This window comes from Curtobacterium sp. MCBD17_021 (assembly GCF_003234525.1).
In the GTDB taxonomy this organism is placed as follows: Bacteria; Actinomycetota; Actinomycetes; order Actinomycetales; family Microbacteriaceae; genus Curtobacterium.
Genome location: NZ_QKTS01000006.1, coordinates 37,332 through 56,146, shown reverse-complemented (window position 1 = coordinate 56,146; position 18,815 = coordinate 37,332). Strand labels below are relative to the sequence as shown.

The 18,815-nt window shown below is 71.5% G+C and carries 21 protein-coding genes; 19 read left to right on the top strand and 2 right to left on the bottom strand.

Translation table 11 applies throughout. The features are described 5' to 3' along the window. The first annotated feature begins 72 nt into the window (after positions 1 to 72). The 7 genes from DEI83_RS07350 (at position 73) to dapF (ending at position 6,406) form a co-directional block, all read left to right on the top strand. A complete protein-coding gene (locus DEI83_RS07350) occupies positions 73 to 381 on the top strand; it encodes a helix-turn-helix domain-containing protein (RefSeq protein WP_110823882.1) in 309 nt (102 codons plus the stop codon). Between the two features lie 66 nt (positions 382 to 447). Then, positions 448 to 672 carry a DUF3046 domain-containing protein gene (locus DEI83_RS07345; RefSeq protein ID WP_111081137.1) on the top strand — a complete coding sequence of 75 codons (225 nt, stop codon included), beginning with the start codon at positions 448 to 450 and terminating at the stop codon, positions 670 to 672. 281 nt (positions 673 to 953) lie between these two features. After that, entirely contained in the window at positions 954 to 2,012 is a 1,059-nt protein-coding gene (gene recA, locus DEI83_RS07340) for a recombinase RecA (RefSeq protein WP_111081136.1), read from the top strand. Next, entirely contained in the window at positions 2,009 to 2,926 is a 918-nt protein-coding gene (locus tag DEI83_RS07335) for a regulatory protein RecX (RefSeq protein ID WP_111081135.1), read from the top strand. Before recA ends, DEI83_RS07335 begins: the two co-directional genes overlap by 4 nt. A gap of 93 nt (positions 2,927 to 3,019) precedes the next feature. After that, positions 3,020 to 4,513 carry a tRNA (N6-isopentenyl adenosine(37)-C2)-methylthiotransferase MiaB gene (miaB, locus tag DEI83_RS07330; protein WP_111081306.1) on the top strand — a complete coding sequence of 498 codons (1,494 nt, stop codon included), beginning with the start codon at positions 3,020 to 3,022 and terminating at the stop codon, positions 4,511 to 4,513. Next, a complete protein-coding gene (miaA, locus tag DEI83_RS07325; RefSeq protein WP_111081134.1) occupies positions 4,500 to 5,519 on the top strand; it encodes a tRNA (adenosine(37)-N6)-dimethylallyltransferase MiaA in 1,020 nt (339 codons plus the stop codon). The genes miaB and miaA overlap by 14 nt, the downstream gene beginning before the upstream one ends. Continuing rightward, positions 5,516 to 6,406 carry a diaminopimelate epimerase gene (gene dapF, locus DEI83_RS07320; RefSeq protein WP_111081133.1) on the top strand — a complete coding sequence of 297 codons (891 nt, stop codon included), beginning with the start codon at positions 5,516 to 5,518 and terminating at the stop codon, positions 6,404 to 6,406. Before miaA ends, dapF begins: the two co-directional genes overlap by 4 nt. Positions 6,407 to 6,437: 31 nt before the next feature. Here dapF and DEI83_RS07315 read toward each other — a convergent pair whose 3' ends face one another. Then, positions 6,438 to 7,049 carry a class I SAM-dependent methyltransferase gene (locus DEI83_RS07315; protein ID WP_111081132.1) on the bottom strand — a complete coding sequence of 204 codons (612 nt, stop codon included), beginning with the start codon at positions 7,047 to 7,049 and terminating at the stop codon, positions 6,438 to 6,440. Positions 7,050 to 7,110: 61 nt separating this feature from the next. Here DEI83_RS07315 and hflX point away from each other — a divergent pair, with 61 nt between their 5' ends. After that, a complete protein-coding gene (gene hflX / locus DEI83_RS07310) occupies positions 7,111 to 8,655 on the top strand; it encodes a GTPase HflX (protein ID WP_111081131.1) in 1,545 nt (514 codons plus the stop codon). Between the two features lie 90 nt (positions 8,656 to 8,745). On the opposite strand, the gene lexA is transcribed toward hflX, so the two are convergent. Then, complete coding sequence (gene lexA, locus DEI83_RS07305) at positions 8,746 to 9,390, bottom strand: transcriptional repressor LexA (protein WP_111081130.1); 645 nt, start codon at positions 9,388 to 9,390, stop codon at positions 8,746 to 8,748. A 257-nt stretch (positions 9,391 to 9,647) separates the two neighbouring features. Here lexA and DEI83_RS07300 point away from each other — a divergent pair, with 257 nt between their 5' ends. From DEI83_RS07300 to DEI83_RS16210, 11 genes are all read left to right on the top strand, one after another. Then, on the top strand, positions 9,648 to 10,010 hold the full coding sequence (locus tag DEI83_RS07300) for a LysM peptidoglycan-binding domain-containing protein (RefSeq protein WP_111081304.1): 363 nt from the start codon (positions 9,648 to 9,650) through the stop codon (positions 10,008 to 10,010). Between the two features lie 75 nt (positions 10,011 to 10,085). Then, on the top strand, positions 10,086 to 11,192 hold the full coding sequence (locus DEI83_RS07295) for a histidinol-phosphate transaminase (RefSeq protein ID WP_111081129.1): 1,107 nt from the start codon (positions 10,086 to 10,088) through the stop codon (positions 11,190 to 11,192). After that, positions 11,189 to 11,791, top strand: coding sequence for an imidazoleglycerol-phosphate dehydratase HisB (gene hisB, locus DEI83_RS07290; protein WP_111081128.1), 603 nt, complete (start codon positions 11,189 to 11,191; stop codon positions 11,789 to 11,791). The genes DEI83_RS07295 and hisB overlap by 4 nt, the downstream gene beginning before the upstream one ends. Further along, entirely contained in the window at positions 11,788 to 12,426 is a 639-nt protein-coding gene (hisH, locus tag DEI83_RS07285; protein ID WP_111081127.1) for an imidazole glycerol phosphate synthase subunit HisH, read from the top strand. Before hisB ends, hisH begins: the two co-directional genes overlap by 4 nt. A 20-nt stretch (positions 12,427 to 12,446) precedes the next feature. Continuing rightward, positions 12,447 to 13,193: a bifunctional 1-(5-phosphoribosyl)-5-((5-phosphoribosylamino)methylideneamino)imidazole-4-carboxamide isomerase/phosphoribosylanthranilate isomerase PriA gene (priA, locus tag DEI83_RS07280; protein ID WP_111081126.1), complete on the top strand. Its 747-nt coding sequence runs from the start codon at positions 12,447 to 12,449 to the stop codon at positions 13,191 to 13,193. A 7-nt stretch (positions 13,194 to 13,200) separates the two neighbouring features. Next, positions 13,201 to 14,022, top strand: coding sequence for an SseB family protein (locus tag DEI83_RS07275; RefSeq protein ID WP_111081125.1), 822 nt, complete (start codon positions 13,201 to 13,203; stop codon positions 14,020 to 14,022). A gap of 127 nt (positions 14,023 to 14,149) precedes the next feature. Further along, positions 14,150 to 15,028 (top strand): ParA family protein, encoded by an 879-nt coding sequence (locus DEI83_RS07270; protein WP_111081124.1) that lies wholly within the window; start codon positions 14,150 to 14,152, stop codon positions 15,026 to 15,028. Next, complete coding sequence (locus tag DEI83_RS07265) at positions 15,012 to 15,905, top strand: segregation and condensation protein A (protein ID WP_375334654.1); 894 nt, start codon at positions 15,012 to 15,014, stop codon at positions 15,903 to 15,905. The genes DEI83_RS07270 and DEI83_RS07265 overlap by 17 nt, the downstream gene beginning before the upstream one ends. Further along, positions 15,895 to 16,662, top strand: coding sequence for an SMC-Scp complex subunit ScpB (gene scpB / locus DEI83_RS07260; protein WP_111081123.1), 768 nt, complete (start codon positions 15,895 to 15,897; stop codon positions 16,660 to 16,662). The genes DEI83_RS07265 and scpB overlap by 11 nt, the downstream gene beginning before the upstream one ends. After that, positions 16,659 to 17,465, top strand: coding sequence for a hypothetical protein (locus DEI83_RS16215; protein ID WP_258371093.1), 807 nt, complete (start codon positions 16,659 to 16,661; stop codon positions 17,463 to 17,465). The genes scpB and DEI83_RS16215 overlap by 4 nt, the downstream gene beginning before the upstream one ends. A gap of 563 nt (positions 17,466 to 18,028) precedes the next feature. Further along, positions 18,029 to 18,781, top strand: coding sequence for a pseudouridine synthase (locus DEI83_RS16210; RefSeq protein ID WP_258371110.1), 753 nt, complete (start codon positions 18,029 to 18,031; stop codon positions 18,779 to 18,781). Positions 18,782 to 18,815 lie beyond the last annotated feature (34 nt).

Sequence of the window (18,815 nt, the reverse complement as noted above, 5' to 3'; positions counted from 1 at the left end):
TCAGCGTTGTCGGACCCGAGCTCGGTCATCCGGACCGAGCGGGCGCGGAGATGACAGGAAGGAGGAGTTCTCATGGTTCTCGTTCGTCAGGAAATCGGCGATGTGCTGCGGGACTTCCGCTTGCAGAAGGGCCGGACCCTCCGTCAGGTCGCGTCCAAGGCCAGCGTTGCCCTCGGGTACCTCAGTGAGGTCGAGCGCGGTCAGAAAGAAGCCAGCTCGGAGATCCTCGCGTCGGTGGCGGATGCACTCGACACTCCGATCTCGACGATCATGCGCGAAGTGGGTGACCGCCTCGCCGTGGTCGAAGGCCTCACCCGTGTCCCGGACACGCTTCCCGATGAACTCGTCGCCGAGTTCGACAACGACCTCGCGGTGCGCTGAGCAGCACCGTACGAACGCCCTCACCGGTCCGCCGGCGGGGGCGTTCGCCGTTGTTAGGGTGGCCTGATGCGGGTGAGTGAGTTCTGGCGGGCCGTCGACCAGGTGTTCGGGGACGCCTACGGTGCGGTCGTCGCCCGTGACGTCGTGCTCGAGCAGCTCGGCGGTCGGTCGGCGGCGGACGCCCTGGCGGCGGGCGTCGACGCCCGCGCGGTGTGGGACGCGCTCTGCGACTCGCAGGACGTCCCGCTCGAACGACGGCACGGCAAGGGGCTGCAGGAACCGCGCGACTGACCGACCGAGCGGTTCCGGGTACACGCTCCCGTGCCGAACATGCGTTCGGCGTGTCGCTCGAACACCTGTTCGGTCGGTGCTACGTTCCTGCACAGCGACGTTGACCGGGTGCTCCATCCACAACCGACGCGCTCGTCGGCAGCGATGTCGGTGGGCGGCCGTAGGTTCATGGACATCGGAACACGTCCGAAGCCTTGTCGCAGAACGAGTGGCCTTGCACCATCGGCCGGTCCGGACGCGACAGCCTACAGGCGGCCGCCACCAGTACGAAGGAGCACCCCGTGCCATCACCAGTAGACCGCGAGAAGGCCCTCGAGACCGCACTCGCTCAGATCGACCGTCAGTTCGGCAAGGGTGCCGTGATGCGCCTCGGCACGGACGAACGTGCTCCGGTCGCCGTCATCCCGACCGGTTCCGTCGCGCTGGACGTCGCGCTCGGGATCGGTGGGCTCCCGCGTGGCCGCATCATCGAGATCTACGGTCCGGAGTCCTCCGGCAAGACGACGCTGACGATCCACGCCATCGCGAACGCGCAGCGCAACGGCGGCATCGCGGCGTTCATCGACGCCGAGCACGCGCTCGACCCGGAGTACGCCAAGAAGCTCGGTGTCGACATCGACGCCCTCCTGGTGTCCCAGCCGGACACCGCCGAACAGGCCCTCGAGATCGCTGACATGCTCGTGCGCTCGGGGTCCATCGACCTCATCGTCATCGACTCCGTCGCGGCGCTCGTGCCACGCGCCGAGATCGAGGGCGAGATGGGTGACTCCCACGTCGGTCTGCAGGCGCGCCTCATGTCGCAGGCGCTCCGCAAGCTCGCCGGTGGTCTCAACCAGACGCAGACCACGATGATCTTCATCAACCAGCTGCGCGAGAAGATCGGCGTGTTCTTCGGGTCGCCCGAGACGACGTCCGGTGGTAAGGCGCTCAAGTTCTACGCGTCAGTCCGCCTCGACATCCGTCGCATCGAGACGCTGAAGAGCGGGACCGACGCCGTCGGTAACCGCACGCGCGTCAAGGTCGTCAAGAACAAGATGGCGCCGCCCTTCAAGCAGGCCGAGTTCGACATCCTCTACGGGGTGGGCATCTCGCGAGAGGGCTCGCTGCTCGACTTCGGTGTCGACCACGGGATCGTGAAGAAGTCCGGTGCCTGGTACACCTACGACGGCGACCAGCTCGGACAGGGCAAGGAGAACTCGCGGTCGTTCCTCATCCAGAACCCCGAGATCGCCGCTGAGATCGAGGGCAAGATCCTCGCCAAGCTCGGCGTCGGCGGGGCGAAGGAAGAAGCGCCGGTCGACTCGATCGCTCCGAAGCTCGCGGAGCGCAAGGGCGCGTGACGACCGACCACGACGACGACGACCTCGCACCGGTCACCGACCTGTTCGGTGCGAGGTCACGTCGTCGATCCCGCACCACGGAGTCCGATGCGGGTACGGGTCCCACGGACACCCGTGGCACTGGCGCAGGGACCGGCCGCAGCGGGGAGGCTGACGGGGGCACCGATGCCGACGCCGGGGGTGCTCCGGAGCCCACGTCGTTCGACGCCGACACGCCGGTCCCGTTACCCGTCCGAGGTGCACAGACGGCCTGGCTGTCTCCGGTCGTCGGGGACGGCTCCGGTGCGAGTTCCCGCGCCGAGCAGCGAGGCTACGACGGTGACGAGGCCGAGGCGAAGTCGGCCTCCGTCTTCTCGATCGCCGGCGACGAGCTCGATCCGGCGGATGCCCCTCGGCCACTCGACGAGCAGCGTGCGGACGCCGAGCGCATCAGCATGCGGGCCCTCGGGCGACGCGGGGTGAGCACCTCGGAGCTGCGCACGATGCTGTCCGCGCACGACGACCTCGATGCCGATGTGATCGAGCACGAGATCGAGCGGTTGACCCGTGTCGGTCTCCTCGACGACGTCGCGCTCGCCACCGACCTCGTCGACCGGCTGCACGCGCGGAAGGGCCTCGGACGCCAGGCGATCGTCGCCGATCTCCGCCGCCGCGGCATCGACCAGGTCGCGATCGACGCCGCCCTCGAAGCGGCTGCCGACGACGAGGACGACGAGTTCGTCCGGGCGATCGAGCTCGCCACCAAGCGGGCCGGCCAGATGCGCGGCCTCGACCGTGCGACCGCCGAGCGCCGGCTGTCCGGCTTCCTGATGCGCAAGGGCTACAACGGCGGCGTCGTGCGCATCGCCGTCGAGCGGGCCCTCGACGGTCCGCGCCGCCCGCCGACCGGTGGCGGGACCGTCCGGTTCGAGTAGTCCGCACCGGAGCACGTGCTCCGGACGCACGTGCTCCGGACGCACGGGCTCCTGCCCGGTCCCGTGCACGCCCGGTTCTACACTGGGACGATCATGGACACCGTCGCCTCGCGCCCGCGTACCTACGAAGTCCGCACCTACGGGTGCCAGATGAACGTGCACGACTCCGAGCGCCTCAGCGGCTCCCTCCGCGCCGCCGGGTACGTCGCTGCCGAGGGCGAGCAGGCCGACGTCGTGGTCATCAACACCTGTGCCGTGCGTGAGAACGCCGACAACCGGTTGTACGGCAACCTCGGCCGTCTGGCGTCGATCAAGCGTGAGCGGCCGGGCATGCAGATCGCCGTCGGCGGGTGCCTGGCGCAGAAGGACAAGAACGTCATCCTCGAGAAGGCGCCCTGGGTTGACGTCGTCTTCGGCACGCACAACATGGGGTCGTTGCCGACCCTGCTCGAGCGGGCCCGCCACAACGACGAGGCGCAGCTCGAGATCCTCGAGTCGCTCGACGTCTTCCCGTCGACCCTGCCGACCAAGCGCGAGTCGACCTCCAGCGGCTGGGTGTCGATCTCCGTCGGTTGCAACAACACCTGCACGTTCTGCATCGTGCCGTCCCTCCGCGGCAAGGAGAAGGACCGTCGCCCGGGGGACGTCCTCGCTGAAATCCAGGCCCTCGTCGACGACGGCGCCATCGAGGTCACGCTGCTCGGGCAGAACGTCAACTCGTACGGGGTGGAGTTCGGGGACCGACAGGCGTTCGGGAAGCTCCTCCGCGCGACCGGGCAGATCGCGGGCCTCGAACGCGTCCGCTTCACCAGCCCGCACCCGGCGGCCTTCACCGACGACGTCATCGCGGCGATGGCGGAGACCCCCAACGTCATGCCGCAGCTGCACATGCCGCTGCAGTCCGGATCCGACCGGGTCCTCAAGGCGATGCGGCGCAGCTACCGGAGCGAGCGTTTCCTCGGCATCCTCGACCGCGTCCGGGCTGCGATCCCGCACGCCGCCATCTCGACCGACGTCATCGTCGGGTTCCCCGGCGAGACGGACGAGGACTTCGAGGACACCATGCGCGTCGTCGAGCAGGCCCGGTTCGCGACGGCCTTCACGTTCCAGTACTCCATCCGCCCCGGCACCCCGGCGGCGACGATGGCCGAGCAGCTGCCCAAGCACGTCGTGCAGGAGCGGTACGAGCGGCTCATCGCGCTGCAGGAACGCATCACCACGGAGGAGAACGCCGCTCAGCTCGGTCGCACCCTGGAGGTCCTCGTGGCCACCGGGGAGGGCAAGAAGGACGACAGCACGCACCGGCTCTCGGGGCGTGCGGAGGACTCCCGGCTCGTGCACTTCTCGGTGCCGAGCGGGTCCGACGTGCCGCGACCAGGCGACGTCGTCTCGGTCGAGGTGACCCGGACGGCACCGCACTTCCTCGTCGCCGACTCGGACGCACCCCTGCGCATCCGCCGGACCCGTGCGGGTGACGCCTGGGACCGGGCGCAGGCGGAGTCGTGCGGGGTGCCCATCCCGACGGTGCCGGGCGGCGGACCGCGTCCGGTCTCGCTCGGCCTCCCCGCACTCCGTGTCGGCCGCTGACCCAGGCGCCGCTGCCGACGTCGACCCGAGCGTCGGGGACGGGCAGGGCGCACCGGTCGAGGCGGCCGGTGCCGCGGAGCTCGTCGCCGTGGTCGGCGCGACCGGCACCGGCAAGTCGGAGCTCGCCCTCGCACTCGCCGAACGGCATCGTGCCCAGGGCCGTCGGGCGGAGATCGTCAACGCCGACGCCATGCAGCTCTACCGCGGCATGGACATCGGGACCGCGAAGGTGCCTGAGTCCGACCGCCGCGGTGTCCCGCACCACCAGCTCGACGTGCTCGACGTCACGGACGAGGCCAGTGTGGCGGCGTACCAGCGCGACGCACGCGCGGTGATCGCGGCGATCACCGCGGACGGCGGGGTCGCGGTACTCGTCGGTGGCAGCGGGCTGTACGTCTCCGCGGTGCTCTTCGACCTCGACTTCCCCGGCACGGACCCGGTGCTCCGGGAGCAGCTCGAGCGGGAGCACCTGGAGCTCGGTCCGAACGTCCTCCTCGAACGGCTCCGCCGACTCGACCCGGCGGCAGCCGCCGCGATCGACGCCCGGAACCCGCGCCGCCTGATCCGCGCCGTCGAGATCGCGAGCCGGTCCGACCGCGTCACCCCGAGCCTCCCGGCAGCCCCGCGACCGTGGCGGTCGGCGCACGTGCTGCACCTGCGCCGTGACCGGGAGCAGCTCGTCGCCGCCCTGCGGACCCGAGCCGAGCGGATGTTCGCCACCGGGCTCGTGGACGAGGTCGCGGGCCTGCGGGAGCGGGGACTGGAACAGGGGCGGACCGCGCGGGCCGCCATCGGCTACTCCCAGGCGCTCGAGGTCCTCCGCGGCGGGGCGACCATCGACGACGCCGTCGAGGCGACCAGCATCGCGACGCGGAAGTACGCGCGCCGGCAGGTGTCCTGGTTCAAGCGGTACGCCGACACGGACACGACCCGCGTCACCGCGCTCGACGTCACGGGTGCCGGGGCCGCGGAGCTGTCGGGACTGGCCCGTAGGATCGTCCCGTGACCGAGCTGCACTTCACCAAGGGCCACGGGACCGGCAACGACTTCGTCCTGTTCGCCGACCCCGACGCCACGGTCGACCTCACCCCCGACCGCATCCGAGCCATCGCGGACCGCCGCTTCGGCGTCGGGGCCGACGGGGTCATCCGCGCGGTGCGCTCCGACGCCATCCCCGAGGGGCAGGCGATCCTCGCCGAGGACCCGGACGCGACCTGGTTCATGGACTACCACAACGCCGACGGCTCGGTCGCCGAGATGTGTGGCAACGGCATCCGCGTGTTCGCGCGGTACCTGACCGAGGCGGGGCTCGTCGACCTCGCTCCCGGGCGGACCCTGACCGTCGGCAGCCGGAAGGGCGTCGTCGACATCCAGCGTTCCTCGACCGGGTTCGCCGCGGACCTCGGCCGCTGGCGGCTCGGCATCGACGGCGGCGGATCGGACGACGTCCTCGTGCGGGCGAAGGACCTCGACCGGGCCCGACCCGGTCTCGGCATCGACGTCGGCAACCCCCACGTCGTCGTGGCCGTCGCCAGCGAGGAAGAGCTCGCCGGGATCGACCTCACCTACGTGCCCGTCCTCGACCCGGCGCCGGCCTCGGGAGCGAACGTGGAGTTCGTGCTGCCCGGTGACCCGCTCGTCACCGACGGCGTCGGCGAGATCACCATGCGTGTGCACGAGCGCGGCAGCGGCGAGACCCTGTCGTGCGGCACGGGGGCGGTCGCCGCTGCTCTCGCGACCCGCTACTGGGCAGGATCCGCGGCACCGGACACCTGGCGTGTGCGCGTCCCCGGTGGGGTCCTGACGGTGCGGATGACGGCGACGGAGGACGGCGAGCACGTGTCGCTCGCCGGCCCGGCGGAGCTCGTGTTCTCGGGCGACCTCACGGTCTGAACCCGGGTCTGCCGGCGCAGGGCCGCCCGCGTCAGGCGGTCCGGTGCACCCGGATGACGCGGAACCCCTTGTCCGTCGTGGCGCGGGTGACCGTGAAGCCGTCGGCCAGGGTCTGCTGCAGCCACCGCTGCAGGGAGTCACCGCCCAGGTCCTTCGACACGACGAGCCAGGCGTCGCCGCCGACCTCGAGCCGCGGGATCCAGGTGCGGAGGATGTCGTGCAGTTCGTCCTTGCCGACACGGATCGGCGGGTTCGACCAGATGGTCCGGAACGACTTGTCGGCGGGGACGTCGGCGGGGAGTCCGACCGTCACGTTGCCGGCCCCGGCGGCGGCGGCGTTGGTCCGGGCGAGGTCGAGGACCCGCTCGTTGACGTCGACGCCCCACACGTGCGCGTCGGGGGAACGGAGCGCCATCGTGATCGCCAGCGGACCCCATCCGCACCCGACGTCGAGGAGGTCGCCGTCGACGGCGGGGGCGGGGACGTTGTGGAGCAGCACACTCGTGCCGCGGTCGATGCCGTCGGGGCTGAAGACACCGGCGGCGGTGGTGAGCTCGAGCGTCCGACCGGCGAGCGTGACACGGATCTGCCGCGGACGCGCCTGGCTCTCCGGGGTGGCCGAGAAGTAGTGGTCGTTCGCCATGGAAGAACCGTACCGGGAACCCCGTGTGTCCAGAGGGCTCCGGAGGTAGCCTGTGCACAGCATGACGGAATCCCATCAGCAGGACGAACAGACCATCCACGACGACAGCGCAGACGGTGTCGTCGAACGGGTGCTGCGCAACGCCGACAAGCGTGCGGCATCCTCCATCTTCGCGCCGGCACAGGCGATCCAGACCCGCTCGGTGGACGAGCAGGGTTGGGACGGTGACGGCGAACAGTACGACCGTGAGGACCGTGCGGCGTTGCGGCGCGTCGGCGGTCTCTCCACCGAACTCGAGGACGTCACCGAGGTCGAGTACCGGCAACTCCGGCTCGAGCGCGTCGTCCTCATCGGCGTGTACGCGCAGGGCGACGCCTCCGACGCCGAGAACTCCCTCCGCGAGCTGTCGGCCCTCGCCGAGACCGCGGGTGCCGTGGTCCTCGACGGGCTCCTGCAGCGCCGGCCGAACCCCGACCCGGCGACGTACCTCGGCAAGGGCAAGGCCCAGGAGCTCGCGATGGTCGTCAAGGCCACCGGTGCCGACACGGTCATCGCCGACACCGAACTGGCACCCTCGCAGCGCCGTGCGCTCGAGGACGTCGTCAAGGTGAAGGTCATCGACCGGACCGCGGTCATCCTCGACATCTTCAGCCAGCACGCCACCACGCGCGAGGGCAAGGCCCAGGTCGAGCTCGCGCAGCTCGAGTACCTCCTCCCGCGTCTGCGCGGTTGGGGTGAGTCGATGTCCCGCCAGGCGGGTGGCCAGGTCTCCGGCGGTGCCGGTATGGGCTCCCGTGGTCCTGGTGAGACGAAGATCGAACTCGACCGTCGCCGCATCCACACCCGGATGGCCAAGTTGCGCCGCCAGATCGCGTCGTTCACACCGGCGCGCGAGGCCAAGCGAGCGGACCGCGACCGCAACGACGTCCCGAGCGTCGCGATCGCCGGCTACACGAACGCGGGGAAGTCCTCGCTGCTCAACCGTCTCACGAGTGCCGGTGTCCTGGTGCAGAACCAGCTGTTCGCCACGCTCGACTCGACGGTGCGTCGCACCGAGACGTCGAAGGGCCGGGAGTTCACCTTCACCGACACCGTCGGCTTCGTGCGCAACCTGCCGCACCAGCTGGTCGAGGCGTTCCGTTCCACCCTCGAAGAGGTCGGGAACGCGGACGTCATCGTGCACGTGGTCGACGGGTCGCACCCGGACCCGGCAGCGCAGCTCGCCACCGTCCGCGAGGTGATCGGCGACGTCGGCGCCCGCGACATCCCCGAGCTCGTCGTGTTCAACAAGGCCGACTTGGTCGACGACACGCAGCGCATGGTGCTCGTCGGGCTCGCGCCCGACGCGGTGTTCGTGTCGGCCCGGACGGGCGAAGGGATCCCCGACCTGCTCGCGGCGATCGAGTCCCGCCTGCCCGAGCCCGACGTCGAACTGACCGTCGTGCTGCCGTTCTCGCGCGGCGACCTCGTCTCGCAGCTGCACGACTCCGGCGCGGTCGAGTCGCTCGACTACGTGCCGGAGGGCACGCGCTTGCGGGTGCGGGTCTTCCAGCGCGAGGTCGCAGAACTCGACCCGTACGTGGTCGCGCCCGTCGCCTCGGCCTGACGACCGGTCTGACCCACGGGAGGCGCGGTGCCGGCTGGCACCGCGCCTCCCGTCCGTCCGCCCCGTCCCGTCCCGGGGGCCGACCGGGGCTCAGATGGAGCGGAGGACCGCCACGACCTTGCCGAGGACCGTCGCCGCGTCGCCGAGGATCGGTTCGAACGCGGTGTTGCGGGGCAGCAGCCAGGTGTGACCGTCGCGCTGCCGGAAGACCTTGACGGTGGCTTCCTCGTCGAGCATCGCCGCGACGACGTCACCGTTCTCGGCGGTCTGCTGCGACCGGACGACGACCCAGTCGCCGTCACAGATCGCGGCGTCGATCATGGACTCGCCGACGACCTTGAGCATGAAGAGGTCGCCGGTCCCGACGAGCTGTCGGGGGAGCGGGATGATCTCGTCGACGTGCTGCTCGGCGGTGATCGGGACACCGGCGGCGATGCGGCCGACCAGGGGCACGAGCGTCGTGGCGTCGACGTCCGGGCCGTCGGAGTCGGGGGTGGGCTCGTCGACCAGGACTTCGAGGGCGCGGGGGCGGTTCGGGTCACGGCGGATCCAGCCGCCGAGCTCCAGCTGCCCGAGCTGGTGGGAGACGCTCGAGAGGGACGACAGCCCGGCGGCGTCGCCGATCTCGCGCATGCTCGGCGGGTAACCCCGGCTGGCGATCGACGCGCGGATGGCGTCGAGGATCGACTGCTGCTTCGCGGTCAACGGTTTCTGTCCGCGCAGTTCGTCCGTCACGTCTCGCCCTTCGTCGGAAGTGGAACGGTGCCCGCGGGAATGTCGGTGGTCCCGTGGAGACTTGCTCCAGTCGCTCGAAACAGTATCCGACCGTGACATGTCGGACAAACACCTGTTCGAGCGTGTCGCACGAAAAACCCACACCGATCCCCTCAGGGGACTTGTGTATCCACTGAGTCGAACGTATGTTCGGTACACGGCTTCGGTTGACCCATTCCCGGGCGACCGGCACCGACGGCAAGCAGGAAGGCAACGACATGAGCACCAACGCCATCGCGGACTCGCAGCACACCGCAGCCCCCGTCGCGCGCACGCGCCTCCGTCTCACCCGCCGCGGCCGGGTCGTCTTCACGACCCTCGCCGCCCTTCCGGTGCTGCTCTGCGTCGGGCTCGCCATGCTGAACGGCGGTCAGGCGTCGGCCGGGGACCGTGCGGCCGACGTGCACTTCGACACCGTCACGATCCAGTCCGGTGAGACCCTCTGGCAGCTGGCCGAGCAGACCGCTCCGGACTCCGACCCCCGTGACTTCGTCCAGGACGTCGTGAACCTCAACGCGCTCGACGGCTCGGGCGTGCAAGCCGGGCAGGAGATCTCGATCCCGGCTCAGTACGACCGCTGATCCGAGGGCCGTCGTGCTCCGGTGACCGTCCGGACGGGCGGTCGTCGCAGAGCCGGAGCGGCCTACGATGGATCGGTGGCAACCACGCTCGAAGACCTCCCCATCCGCGACGACCTGCGCGGGCAGAGCCCGTACGGCGCTCCGCAGAAGCACGTGCGCGTGCAGCTCAACGTCAACGAGAACACGCATCCCGTGCCGGAGGACGTGGCCGAGGACATCGTCGCCTCGATCCGTGAGGCCCTGGGCACGGTCAACCGGTACCCCGACCGCGAGTTCACCCAGCTGCGGCAGTCCCTCGCCGGGTACCTCGGGCACGGCCTGAGCGCGGAGTCGATCTGGGCGGCGAACGGCTCCAACGAGGTCATCCAGCAGCTGCTCCAGGCGTTCGGGGGCCCGGGGCGCAGCGTGCTGGGCTTCCCGCCCACCTACTCGATGCACTCGATCATCGCGTCGGGGACCGGGACCCGGTGGATCCCCGCCGACCGCGACGCCGAGTTCCGGATCTCACCCGAGACCGCCGCCGCCGCGGTGGATGCCCACCAGCCCGACCTCGTGTTCCTGTGCGGCCCGAACAACCCGACGGGGACCCCGCTCGAACTCGCGACGATCGAGGCCGTGTACGACGCCACCGACGGGATCGTGATGGTCGACGAGGCCTACGCCGAGTTCATGCCGCCCGGGCAGCCCACAGCCCTGACCCTCCTGCCGGGTCGGGAGCGCCTCGTGGTGTCGCGGACCATGAGCAAGGCGTTCGCCTTCGCCGGCGCCCGTGTCGGCTACCTCGCCGCCGATCCGGCCGTGATCGACGCCCTCCGCCTGGTCCGGCTGCCGTACCACCTGTCCGCCCTGACACAGGCGGCAGCGGTCGCCGCGCTCCGGCACGCCCCGGAGATGCTCCGCATGGTCGACGACATCCGTGGGCAGCGCGACCGCATGGTGGCGGAGCTGGGTGCCATGGGGTACCAGCCGCACGAGACGTGGTCGAACTTCGTCCTGTTCGGCGGCGTCGCCGACCCGCGGGCAGCGTTCGAGTCGCTGCTGGAGCAGGACGTGATCGTGCGCGACCTCGGCATCCCGAACCACCTCCGCGTCAGCGCCGGGACGGCGGAGGAGACCACCGCCTTCCTCGACGCCATGCGGCGGGTCGCCGCCGAGCAGCCGCCCGTTAGGGTTGCAGCATGACCGCGCGCACCGCCGAGATCACCCGCTCGACGAGCGAATCGACCGTCTCCCTGTCGCTCGACCTCGACGGCACCGGCAGGTCCGAGATCTCGACGAGCGTGCCGTTCTTCGACCACATGCTGACGGCGTTCAGCAAGCACTCCCTGATCGACCTGCGCGTGCAGAGCTCGGGCGACACCGACATCGACGTGCACCACACGGTCGAGGACACGGGCATCGTGCTCGGCCAGGCGCTCCGGCAGGCGCTCGGGGACCGCGCGGGGATCGGCCGCTACGGCGACGCCCTCGTCCCCCTCGACGAAGCCCTCGCGCAGGCCGTCGTCGACGTGTCCGGTCGCCCGTTCCTCGTGCACACGGGGGAGCCCGCGGGCTTCGAGTTCCACCGCATCGGTGGCCACTTCACCGGGTCGCTCGTCCGCCACGTGTTCGAGGCGATCACGATGAACGCCGGCATCACCGTCCACGTGCGCGTCCTCGACGGGCGCGACCCCCACCACATCGCGGAGGCCGAGTTCAAGGCCTTCGCCCGAGCGATGCGCCGCGCCGTCGAACTCGACCCGCGCGTCGACGGCATCCCGTCCACGAAGGGCAAGCTGTGAGCACCACCCGGCCGAACGTCGTCGTCCTCGACTACGGCTCCGGCAACGTCCACTCCGCCGCGAAGGCCCTCGAGCGGGCCGGCGCCGACGTGACGCTCTCGAACGACAAGCAGGCCGCGCTCAAGGCCGACGGACTCCTCGTCCCGGGCGTCGGGGCGTTCGCCGCGGTCGTCGACCAGCTCGAAGGGGTGCGCGGCGGTGAGATCGTCGACCACCGTCTCGCCGGTGGTCGCCCGGTCCTCGGCATCTGCGTCGGCATGCAGGTCCTGTTCGAGCGCGGCGTCGAGCGCGGTGCCGACGTCGAGGGCCTCGGCCAGTGGCCCGGCGTCGTCGAACCGATCGAGGCCGAGGTGCTGCCGCACATGGGGTGGAACACGGTCGAGGCCCCGGAGGACTCGGTCCTGTTCGACGGTCTCCGTGACGAACGGTTCTACTTCGTGCACTCCTACGGCGTCACCGACTTCCCGCTCGAGGCGTACGGGCCGTTCCGCGCGCCGAAGCTCACCTGGGCCGAGCACGGGGAACGCTTCGTCGCCGCCGTCGAGAACGGCCCGCTGAGTGCCACGCAGTTCCACCCGGAGAAGTCCGGTGAGCCGGGCATCCGCCTCCTCCGCAACTGGGTCTCGTCGCTGTGACCCCCGATCCCGACGGGACCATGACCGAGCTCTCCACCACCCAACCCCTCGTCCTGCTGCCGGCCGTCGACGTCGTCGACGGTCAGGCGGTGCGCCTCACCCAGGGCGAAGCCGGCAGTGAGACCGGGTACGGCGACCCCGTCGTCGCGGCACGCACCTGGCGCGACCAGGGCGCGGAGTGGATCCACCTCGTCGACCTCGACGCGGCCTTCGGTCGTGGCGACAACCGACGGGTGATCGCGCACGCCATCCGCGAAGTCGAGGGTGTCTCGGTCGAGCTCTCCGGCGGCATCCGCGACGACGCCTCGCTCGAGGCCGCCCTCGCCACCGGCGCCGCCCGGGTGAACCTCGGCACGGCCGCGCTGGAGAACCCCGACTGGGCCGCACGCGTCATCGGGCAGTACGGCGAGCAGATCGCCGTGGGGCTCGACGTCCGCGGCACCACCCTCGCCAGCCGGGGATGGACCGAGGACGCGGGCGACCTCTGGGAGGTGCTCGACCGGCTCGAGGACGCCGGGTGCGCGCGGTACGTGGTCACCGACGTGACGAAGGACGGCACGCTGCAGGGGCCCAACGTCGACCTCCTGCGCCAGGTGTGCGACCGGACCGACCAGCCCGTCGTTGCGTCCGGCGGCATCTCGACGCTCGACGACCTGCGTGCGCTCCGCGAACTCGTGCCGCACGGTCTCGAGGGCGCGATCATCGGCAAGGCGCTCTACTCCGGCGCGTTCACGCTGCCGGCCGCGCTCGACATCGCGTCAGAGTAGTCGTTCCGTGGCGGGCATCTCGAACGGCCGCGGCGCGGGTCCGGACGCCGACGAGCAGGCAGTGCACGACCACGCGCACGCCGCTGACTCGGCGGGCAACCCGTGGGCCGGCCGTACCTTCGACGCGCACGACACGACGTTCACCGAGGACGACGGGCTGGCCGACCCGGCCCTCGTCGCGGCGATCACCGCCGTCGCCGACGGCGGGTCCCACGCGGCGGTCGTCGCGGCACTCCGGACGGCACGACTGCTCATCCCGCTCGTCGCCGAGGCAGGTGACGTCGGCGAGACCCCGGACGGTCGGATCGTCGACAAGACCCAGGAGCTCTCGATCGTCACGGTCGCAGGGCCGGACGGTCGCGCGGTGATGCCGGCGTTCACCTCGGTCGAGGCGATGCGCGCCTGGGACGCGGACGCCCGCCCCATCCCGGTCGAGTCCCGCCGGGTCGCGATGGCCGCGGCGAGCGAGGACACGCAGCTGGTCGTGCTCGACCCGACGGCCACGACCGAGTTCGTCCTGCGCCGACCCGCGGTGTGGGCACTCGGCCAGGACCTGCCGTGGACGCCGTGCTCGGAGGACCCGGAGGTCGCGCGGGCCTTCGCGGGCACGATCGAGACCGAGCCCGCCGTGGTCCGGGTCGAACTGTCGCCGGGGGACCCGCTGTCGCGCTTCGCCGGGCCCGAACTCACGGTCGGCCTCCGGCTCGTCGCCGGACTCGACCGGGAGCAGATCGGTGAACTGGTCGGCCGCCTGCAGCAGCGGTGGGCCACCGATCCGGTGATCGCCGAGCGGGTCGACAGCATGCGCGTCGCGCTGCGCGCCGCCTGACACGCGCGACCGCGCGGCCGTCCACCCCGGTGTGTCGCCCGGGAGGCCCCGCCCGCGCAACCACCGCCGCTCGCCCCGCCCGGCGGTGCGGCCCGGCCACCCGCGGCCACGCCGGTACGATGGCCGGGTGAGCAGCATCCCGACGACAGCCTCCGGTACCGGCGACATCGTCACGGGTCCGACCGGTCGGCCCGTGCGGGCGTTCCCCGTGCCGGACGAGCTGGACGGCCACGGTCCCGCGCGCATCATCTCGCTGTGCAACCAGAAGGGCGGGGTCGGCAAGACCACCACCGCCATCAACCTCGGCGCGGCGCTCGCCGAGTACGGTCGCCGGGTCCTGGCGGTCGACTTCGATCCGCAGGGCGCCCTCTCCGCCGGTCTCGGGGTGCGGACGCACGACATCCCCACCGTCTACGACCTGCTCATGGGCGCCGTGAAGGACCCGAACCAGGTCATCCAGCCGACCAACGTGCCCCTGCTGGACGTCATCCCGGCGAACATCGACCTGTCCGCGGCCGAGGTGCACCTGGTCAACGAGGTCGCCCGGGAGCAGATCCTCGCCAGCGTCCTGCGGAAGGTGTCGAACGACTACGACGTCATCCTCATCGACTGCCAGCCCTCGCTCGGCCTCCTCACCGTGAACGCCCTGACGGCGGCGCACGGCGTGCTCATCCCGCTCGAGTGCGAGTTCTTCGCGCTCCGCGGTGTCGCCCTGCTCATCGAGACGATCGACAAGGTGCGGGACCGCCTGAACCCCGCGCTCACGCTCGACGGCATCCTGCCGACGATGTACGACTCGCGGACCCTGCACTCGCGGGAAGTGATGGAGCGGGTTGTGGAGACGTTCGGCGACCGTGTCCTCGACACCGTCATCGGGCGCACCGTGAAGTTCCCGGACGCCACCGTGTCCGCACGGCCGATCACGCAGACGGCTCCCGAGCACGCCGCGGCGCACGCCTACCGGCAGCTGGCCCGAGAGCTCGTCCAGCGTGGCGCCGTCGCCTGAGGACCCGGCCACGAGCCTCCCGTCCGGCACGCCCGGACCCGTCGACGACGCGCGCGACGCGCCCGTCGGCACCACGACGGCACCCGGGTTCCGGGTGCGCCTCAGCAACTTCGACGGCCCGTTCGACCTGCTGCTCTCGCTCATCACGAAGCACGAGCTCGACATCACCGAGGTCGCCCTCAGTGCGGTCACGGGGGAGTTCATCGCGTACGTGCGCCAGGCCGAGTCGAGCGACGAACTCGACGAGGCGAGCGAGTTCCTCGTCGTCGCCGCCACCCTGCTCGACCTGAAGATCGTCGGACTGCTGCCGCAGGGCGAACTCGTGGACGCCGAGGACGTGGCACTCCTCGAGGCCCGCGACCTGCTCTTCGCACGACTCCTGCAGTACCGGGCCTTCAAGCAGGCCGCGGACTGGTTCGGCGAACGCTGGGGCGCGGAGTCCCGACGGCACGTCCGCAGTGTCCGGCTCGAGGAACGGTTCCGGGCCCGGACGCCGGAACTGGTGTGGACGTTGTCCGTGCAGGACTTCGCGGCGCTGGCAGCACTGGCGTTCGCTCCGCGGGAGATCCCGACCGTCGGGCTCGACCACCTGCACGCCCCCGCGGTGAGCATCCGGGAGCAGGCCGCCATCGTCGTGTCGGTCCTCCGCACCCGCGCGGACGAGGGAGCCCCGGAGGTGACCTTCCGCGAGTTGATCGCGGGCGTCGACCAGGCGGGTATCGTGGTGGCTCGTTTCCTCGCGATCCTGGAGCTGTACCGGAACGCCTCCATCTCGTTCGAGCAACTCGAACCACTCGGGGAACTGATCCTCCGGTGGACCGCGCTCGACTGGACGGACGAGAGCCTCGCGAACCTGGGAGCCGACTATGACGGATGACGTGCATGCTCGCGGTGCTCGCGCCCGCGCCGGTGGGTCCGCCGAGCCGGGTGGTTCCGACGAGATCGAGGACGCCCGAGCGCTCGAACTCGCGCTCCGGGCAACGACAGCGGGTCGTGCTGAGGTCGGCGCCGATGTCGAGGACGCGGACGCTGCGTCCGGCGATGTGGGCACTGCTCCGGTCGACGCCCCCGTCGACCGACAGCTCGAAGCCATCCTCATGATCGCGGACCAACCGCAGTCCCTCGTCGCGCTCGCCGCCGCCGTCGGGGAACCGGTGGCCGTCGTCCGACAGGCGGTCGACCGTCTGGTCGCCGACTTCGACGGTGTCGACGGGACCGTCCGTCGCGGCTTCGAACTCCGCGAGGTCGGCGGCGGCTGGCGCTTCTACGTCCGCGCCGAACTCGACGCGGTCGTCGAGCAGTTCGTCGAGGCCGAGCGTCCCGCACGGCTGTCCCAGGCAGCCCTCGAGACCCTGGCCGTGGTCGCCTACAAGCAGCCGATCACCCGCTCCCAGATCGCCGCGATCCGGGCCGTCAACGTCGACGGCGTGGTCCGGACCCTCGTCGCGCGCGGCCTCATCGAGGAGTCGTTCACCGACTCCGAGACCGGCGCCATCAACTACGTCACCTCCGAGTTGCTGCTCCAGCAGCTCGGCATCAACTCGCTCGACGAGCTTCCGCTCATCTCGCCCCTCCTCGAGGACGGCGCGGACGGCTTCGGGCAGACCGAAGGGATCCCCGATGGCCGGGTTTGACCAGAACGACAGACCACGACGAGACGGCGACCGCCGCGGCGGCTCCGGACGCGCGGGCGGTGACCGGCCGGGAGGCGCGGGTCGCCGTGACGACGCACCTCGCGGACGTGACGGGGCCGGCTCCGGTGGGTACCGCGGGCGCGACGACCGTGGGCGCGACGACCGTGGGCGCGACGACCGTGGTGCGGGTGCCGGTGACCGCGGTGGGTACCGCGGGCGCGACGACCGTGGTGCCGGTGCCGGTGACCGCGGTGGGTACCGCGGGCGCGACGAGCGTGCTGGCGACGACCGTGGTGGGTACCGCGGCGGCGACGACCGGGGTGCCGGTGGGTACCGCGGGCGTGACGACCGATCGGGCGGCGGCGACCGTCCGACGGGCGCGTACCGCGGGCGCGACGACCGTGCCGGTGGCGACCGTCCGCCGGGTGGCTTCCGAGGCCGCGACGACCGCGGGTCCTCGGACCGCGGTGGGTACCGCGGGCGCGACGAGCGTGGTGCCGGCGACCGGAGCGGGTACCGCGGGAACGACGCCCGCGGGACCGGTGGGTTCCGTGGGCGGGACGACCGGGGCGGGGATCGTCCGACCGGTGGGTTCCGTGGGCGGGACGACCGGTCCTCCGGTGGCTTCCGGGGGCGTGACGACCGTGGTGGCGACCGTCCGACGGGTGGCTTCCGAGGCCGTGACGACCGTTCCGGTGGGTACCGCGGCGGTGACGACCGGTCTTCCGGTGGGTTCCGCGGACGTCCGGACCGCGACGCGCGCAGCTTCGACCGTCGATCGGACGACCGTGATGGCTTCGTGAGCCGGGACGACGACCGCGGCCGCTTCGTGCGCCGCGACGACTCCGACCGTCGGCCCGGCGCCGGTGGTCGTGACGACCAGCGCGGCGGGTACCGCGGCGGTGACCGGCCGCGCGACGACCGCGGCGCCGAGCGTGGCGGCTACCAGGGACGTGACTCTCGCGGTGGCGCTGAGCGTGGCGGCTACCAGGGACGTGACTCCCGCGGTGGCGGCCGCGACGACCAGCGCGGTGGCTACCGAGGCCGTGACGACCGCGGGGCGACCCGTCGCCCGGACGACCGGGGTGCCGAGCGTGGTGGCGACCCGCGCCGTGACGACCGTCGGAGCCCGGACGGTGCCCCGAGCAGCGTCTGGCACAACGGCCGCCGCTACGTCGGTGGCACGACCAGCCCGCGCAACGACCCCGCACGCAAGCGCACGACGCCCCTGCCCGCCGGGGAGCGGGACGACGCGGGTCGTCCCGCCGAGGGCACGCCCGAACGCCCGATCATCCCGGACTGGGACCCGGCGGACGGGACGACGACCGACTCGGGTGAGCCGGACCTCCAGGAGGGCGGTGAGCGCCTGCAGAAGGTCATCGCCGCTGCGGGTGTCGCCAGCCGACGTGTCGCGGAGAACCTGATCGCCGAGGGACGTGTCACCGTCAACGGCGAGGTCGCCGACATGCTCGGTCGTCGCGTCGACCCGGACACCGACGAGGTCGCCGTCGACGGTGTGCCGGTGCAGACCGACACCTCCCGCCGCTACGTCGTCCTCAACAAGCCGACCGGCGTGGTCTCGAGCATGCAGGACGAGCACGACCGTCCGGACCTCTCCCGGTTCGTCGACCGGTTCGAGGAACGACTGTTCAACGTCGGCCGCCTCGACTACGACACCGCCGGCTTGCTCATCCTGACGAACGACGGCGCCCTCGCCCACGTGCTGGCCCACCCGTCCTTCGGTGTGACGAAGACGTACGTCGCGAAGGTGGACGGCACGATGACGCCGTCCACCCTGCAGCTGCTGCTCGACGGCATCGACCTGGAGGACGGGCCGATCGCCGCCGACAAGGCGCGTCTGCTCGAGTCCTCGCGCGGGGAGTCCCTGGTCGAGATCACGCTGCACTCCGGTCGCAACCGGATCGTCCGCCGCATGCTCGAAGCGGTCGGGCACCCGGTCCTCGAGCTCGTCCGACGGTCCTTCGGGCCGCTGCAGCTCGGCAGCCTCGCGCCCGGTCAGGTGCGCGAGCTGACCACGGTCGAGCTCGGCAAGCTGCTCGGCATCGCGCGGACGGCGGGGACCCGCACGGGCGACGAGGACGCGGAGAGCACGGACTGACGAGGCCACGGACGGCGCCGGGAGCGTGTGGGGA

Coding starts and splice junctions, on each gene's coding strand:
- DEI83_RS07350 (WP_110823882.1), top strand. CDS start 73: ATGGTTCTCGTTCGTCAGGAAATCGGCGATGTGCTGCGGGACTTCCGC.
- DEI83_RS07345 (WP_111081137.1), top strand. CDS start 448: ATGCGGGTGAGTGAGTTCTGGCGGGCCGTCGACCAGGTGTTCGGGGAC.
- miaB (WP_111081306.1), top strand. CDS start 3,020: ATGGACACCGTCGCCTCGCGCCCGCGTACCTACGAAGTCCGCACCTAC.
- DEI83_RS07315 (WP_111081132.1), bottom strand. CDS start 7,049: ATGGCGAACGACCACTACTTCTCGGCCACCCCGGAGAGCCAGGCGCGT.
- hflX (WP_111081131.1), top strand. CDS start 7,111: ATGACGGAATCCCATCAGCAGGACGAACAGACCATCCACGACGACAGC.
- DEI83_RS07300 (WP_111081304.1), top strand. CDS start 9,648: ATGAGCACCAACGCCATCGCGGACTCGCAGCACACCGCAGCCCCCGTC.
- hisB (WP_111081128.1), top strand. CDS start 11,189: ATGACCGCGCGCACCGCCGAGATCACCCGCTCGACGAGCGAATCGACC.
- priA (WP_111081126.1), top strand. CDS start 12,447: ATGACCGAGCTCTCCACCACCCAACCCCTCGTCCTGCTGCCGGCCGTC.
- scpB (WP_111081123.1), top strand. CDS start 15,895: ATGACGGATGACGTGCATGCTCGCGGTGCTCGCGCCCGCGCCGGTGGG.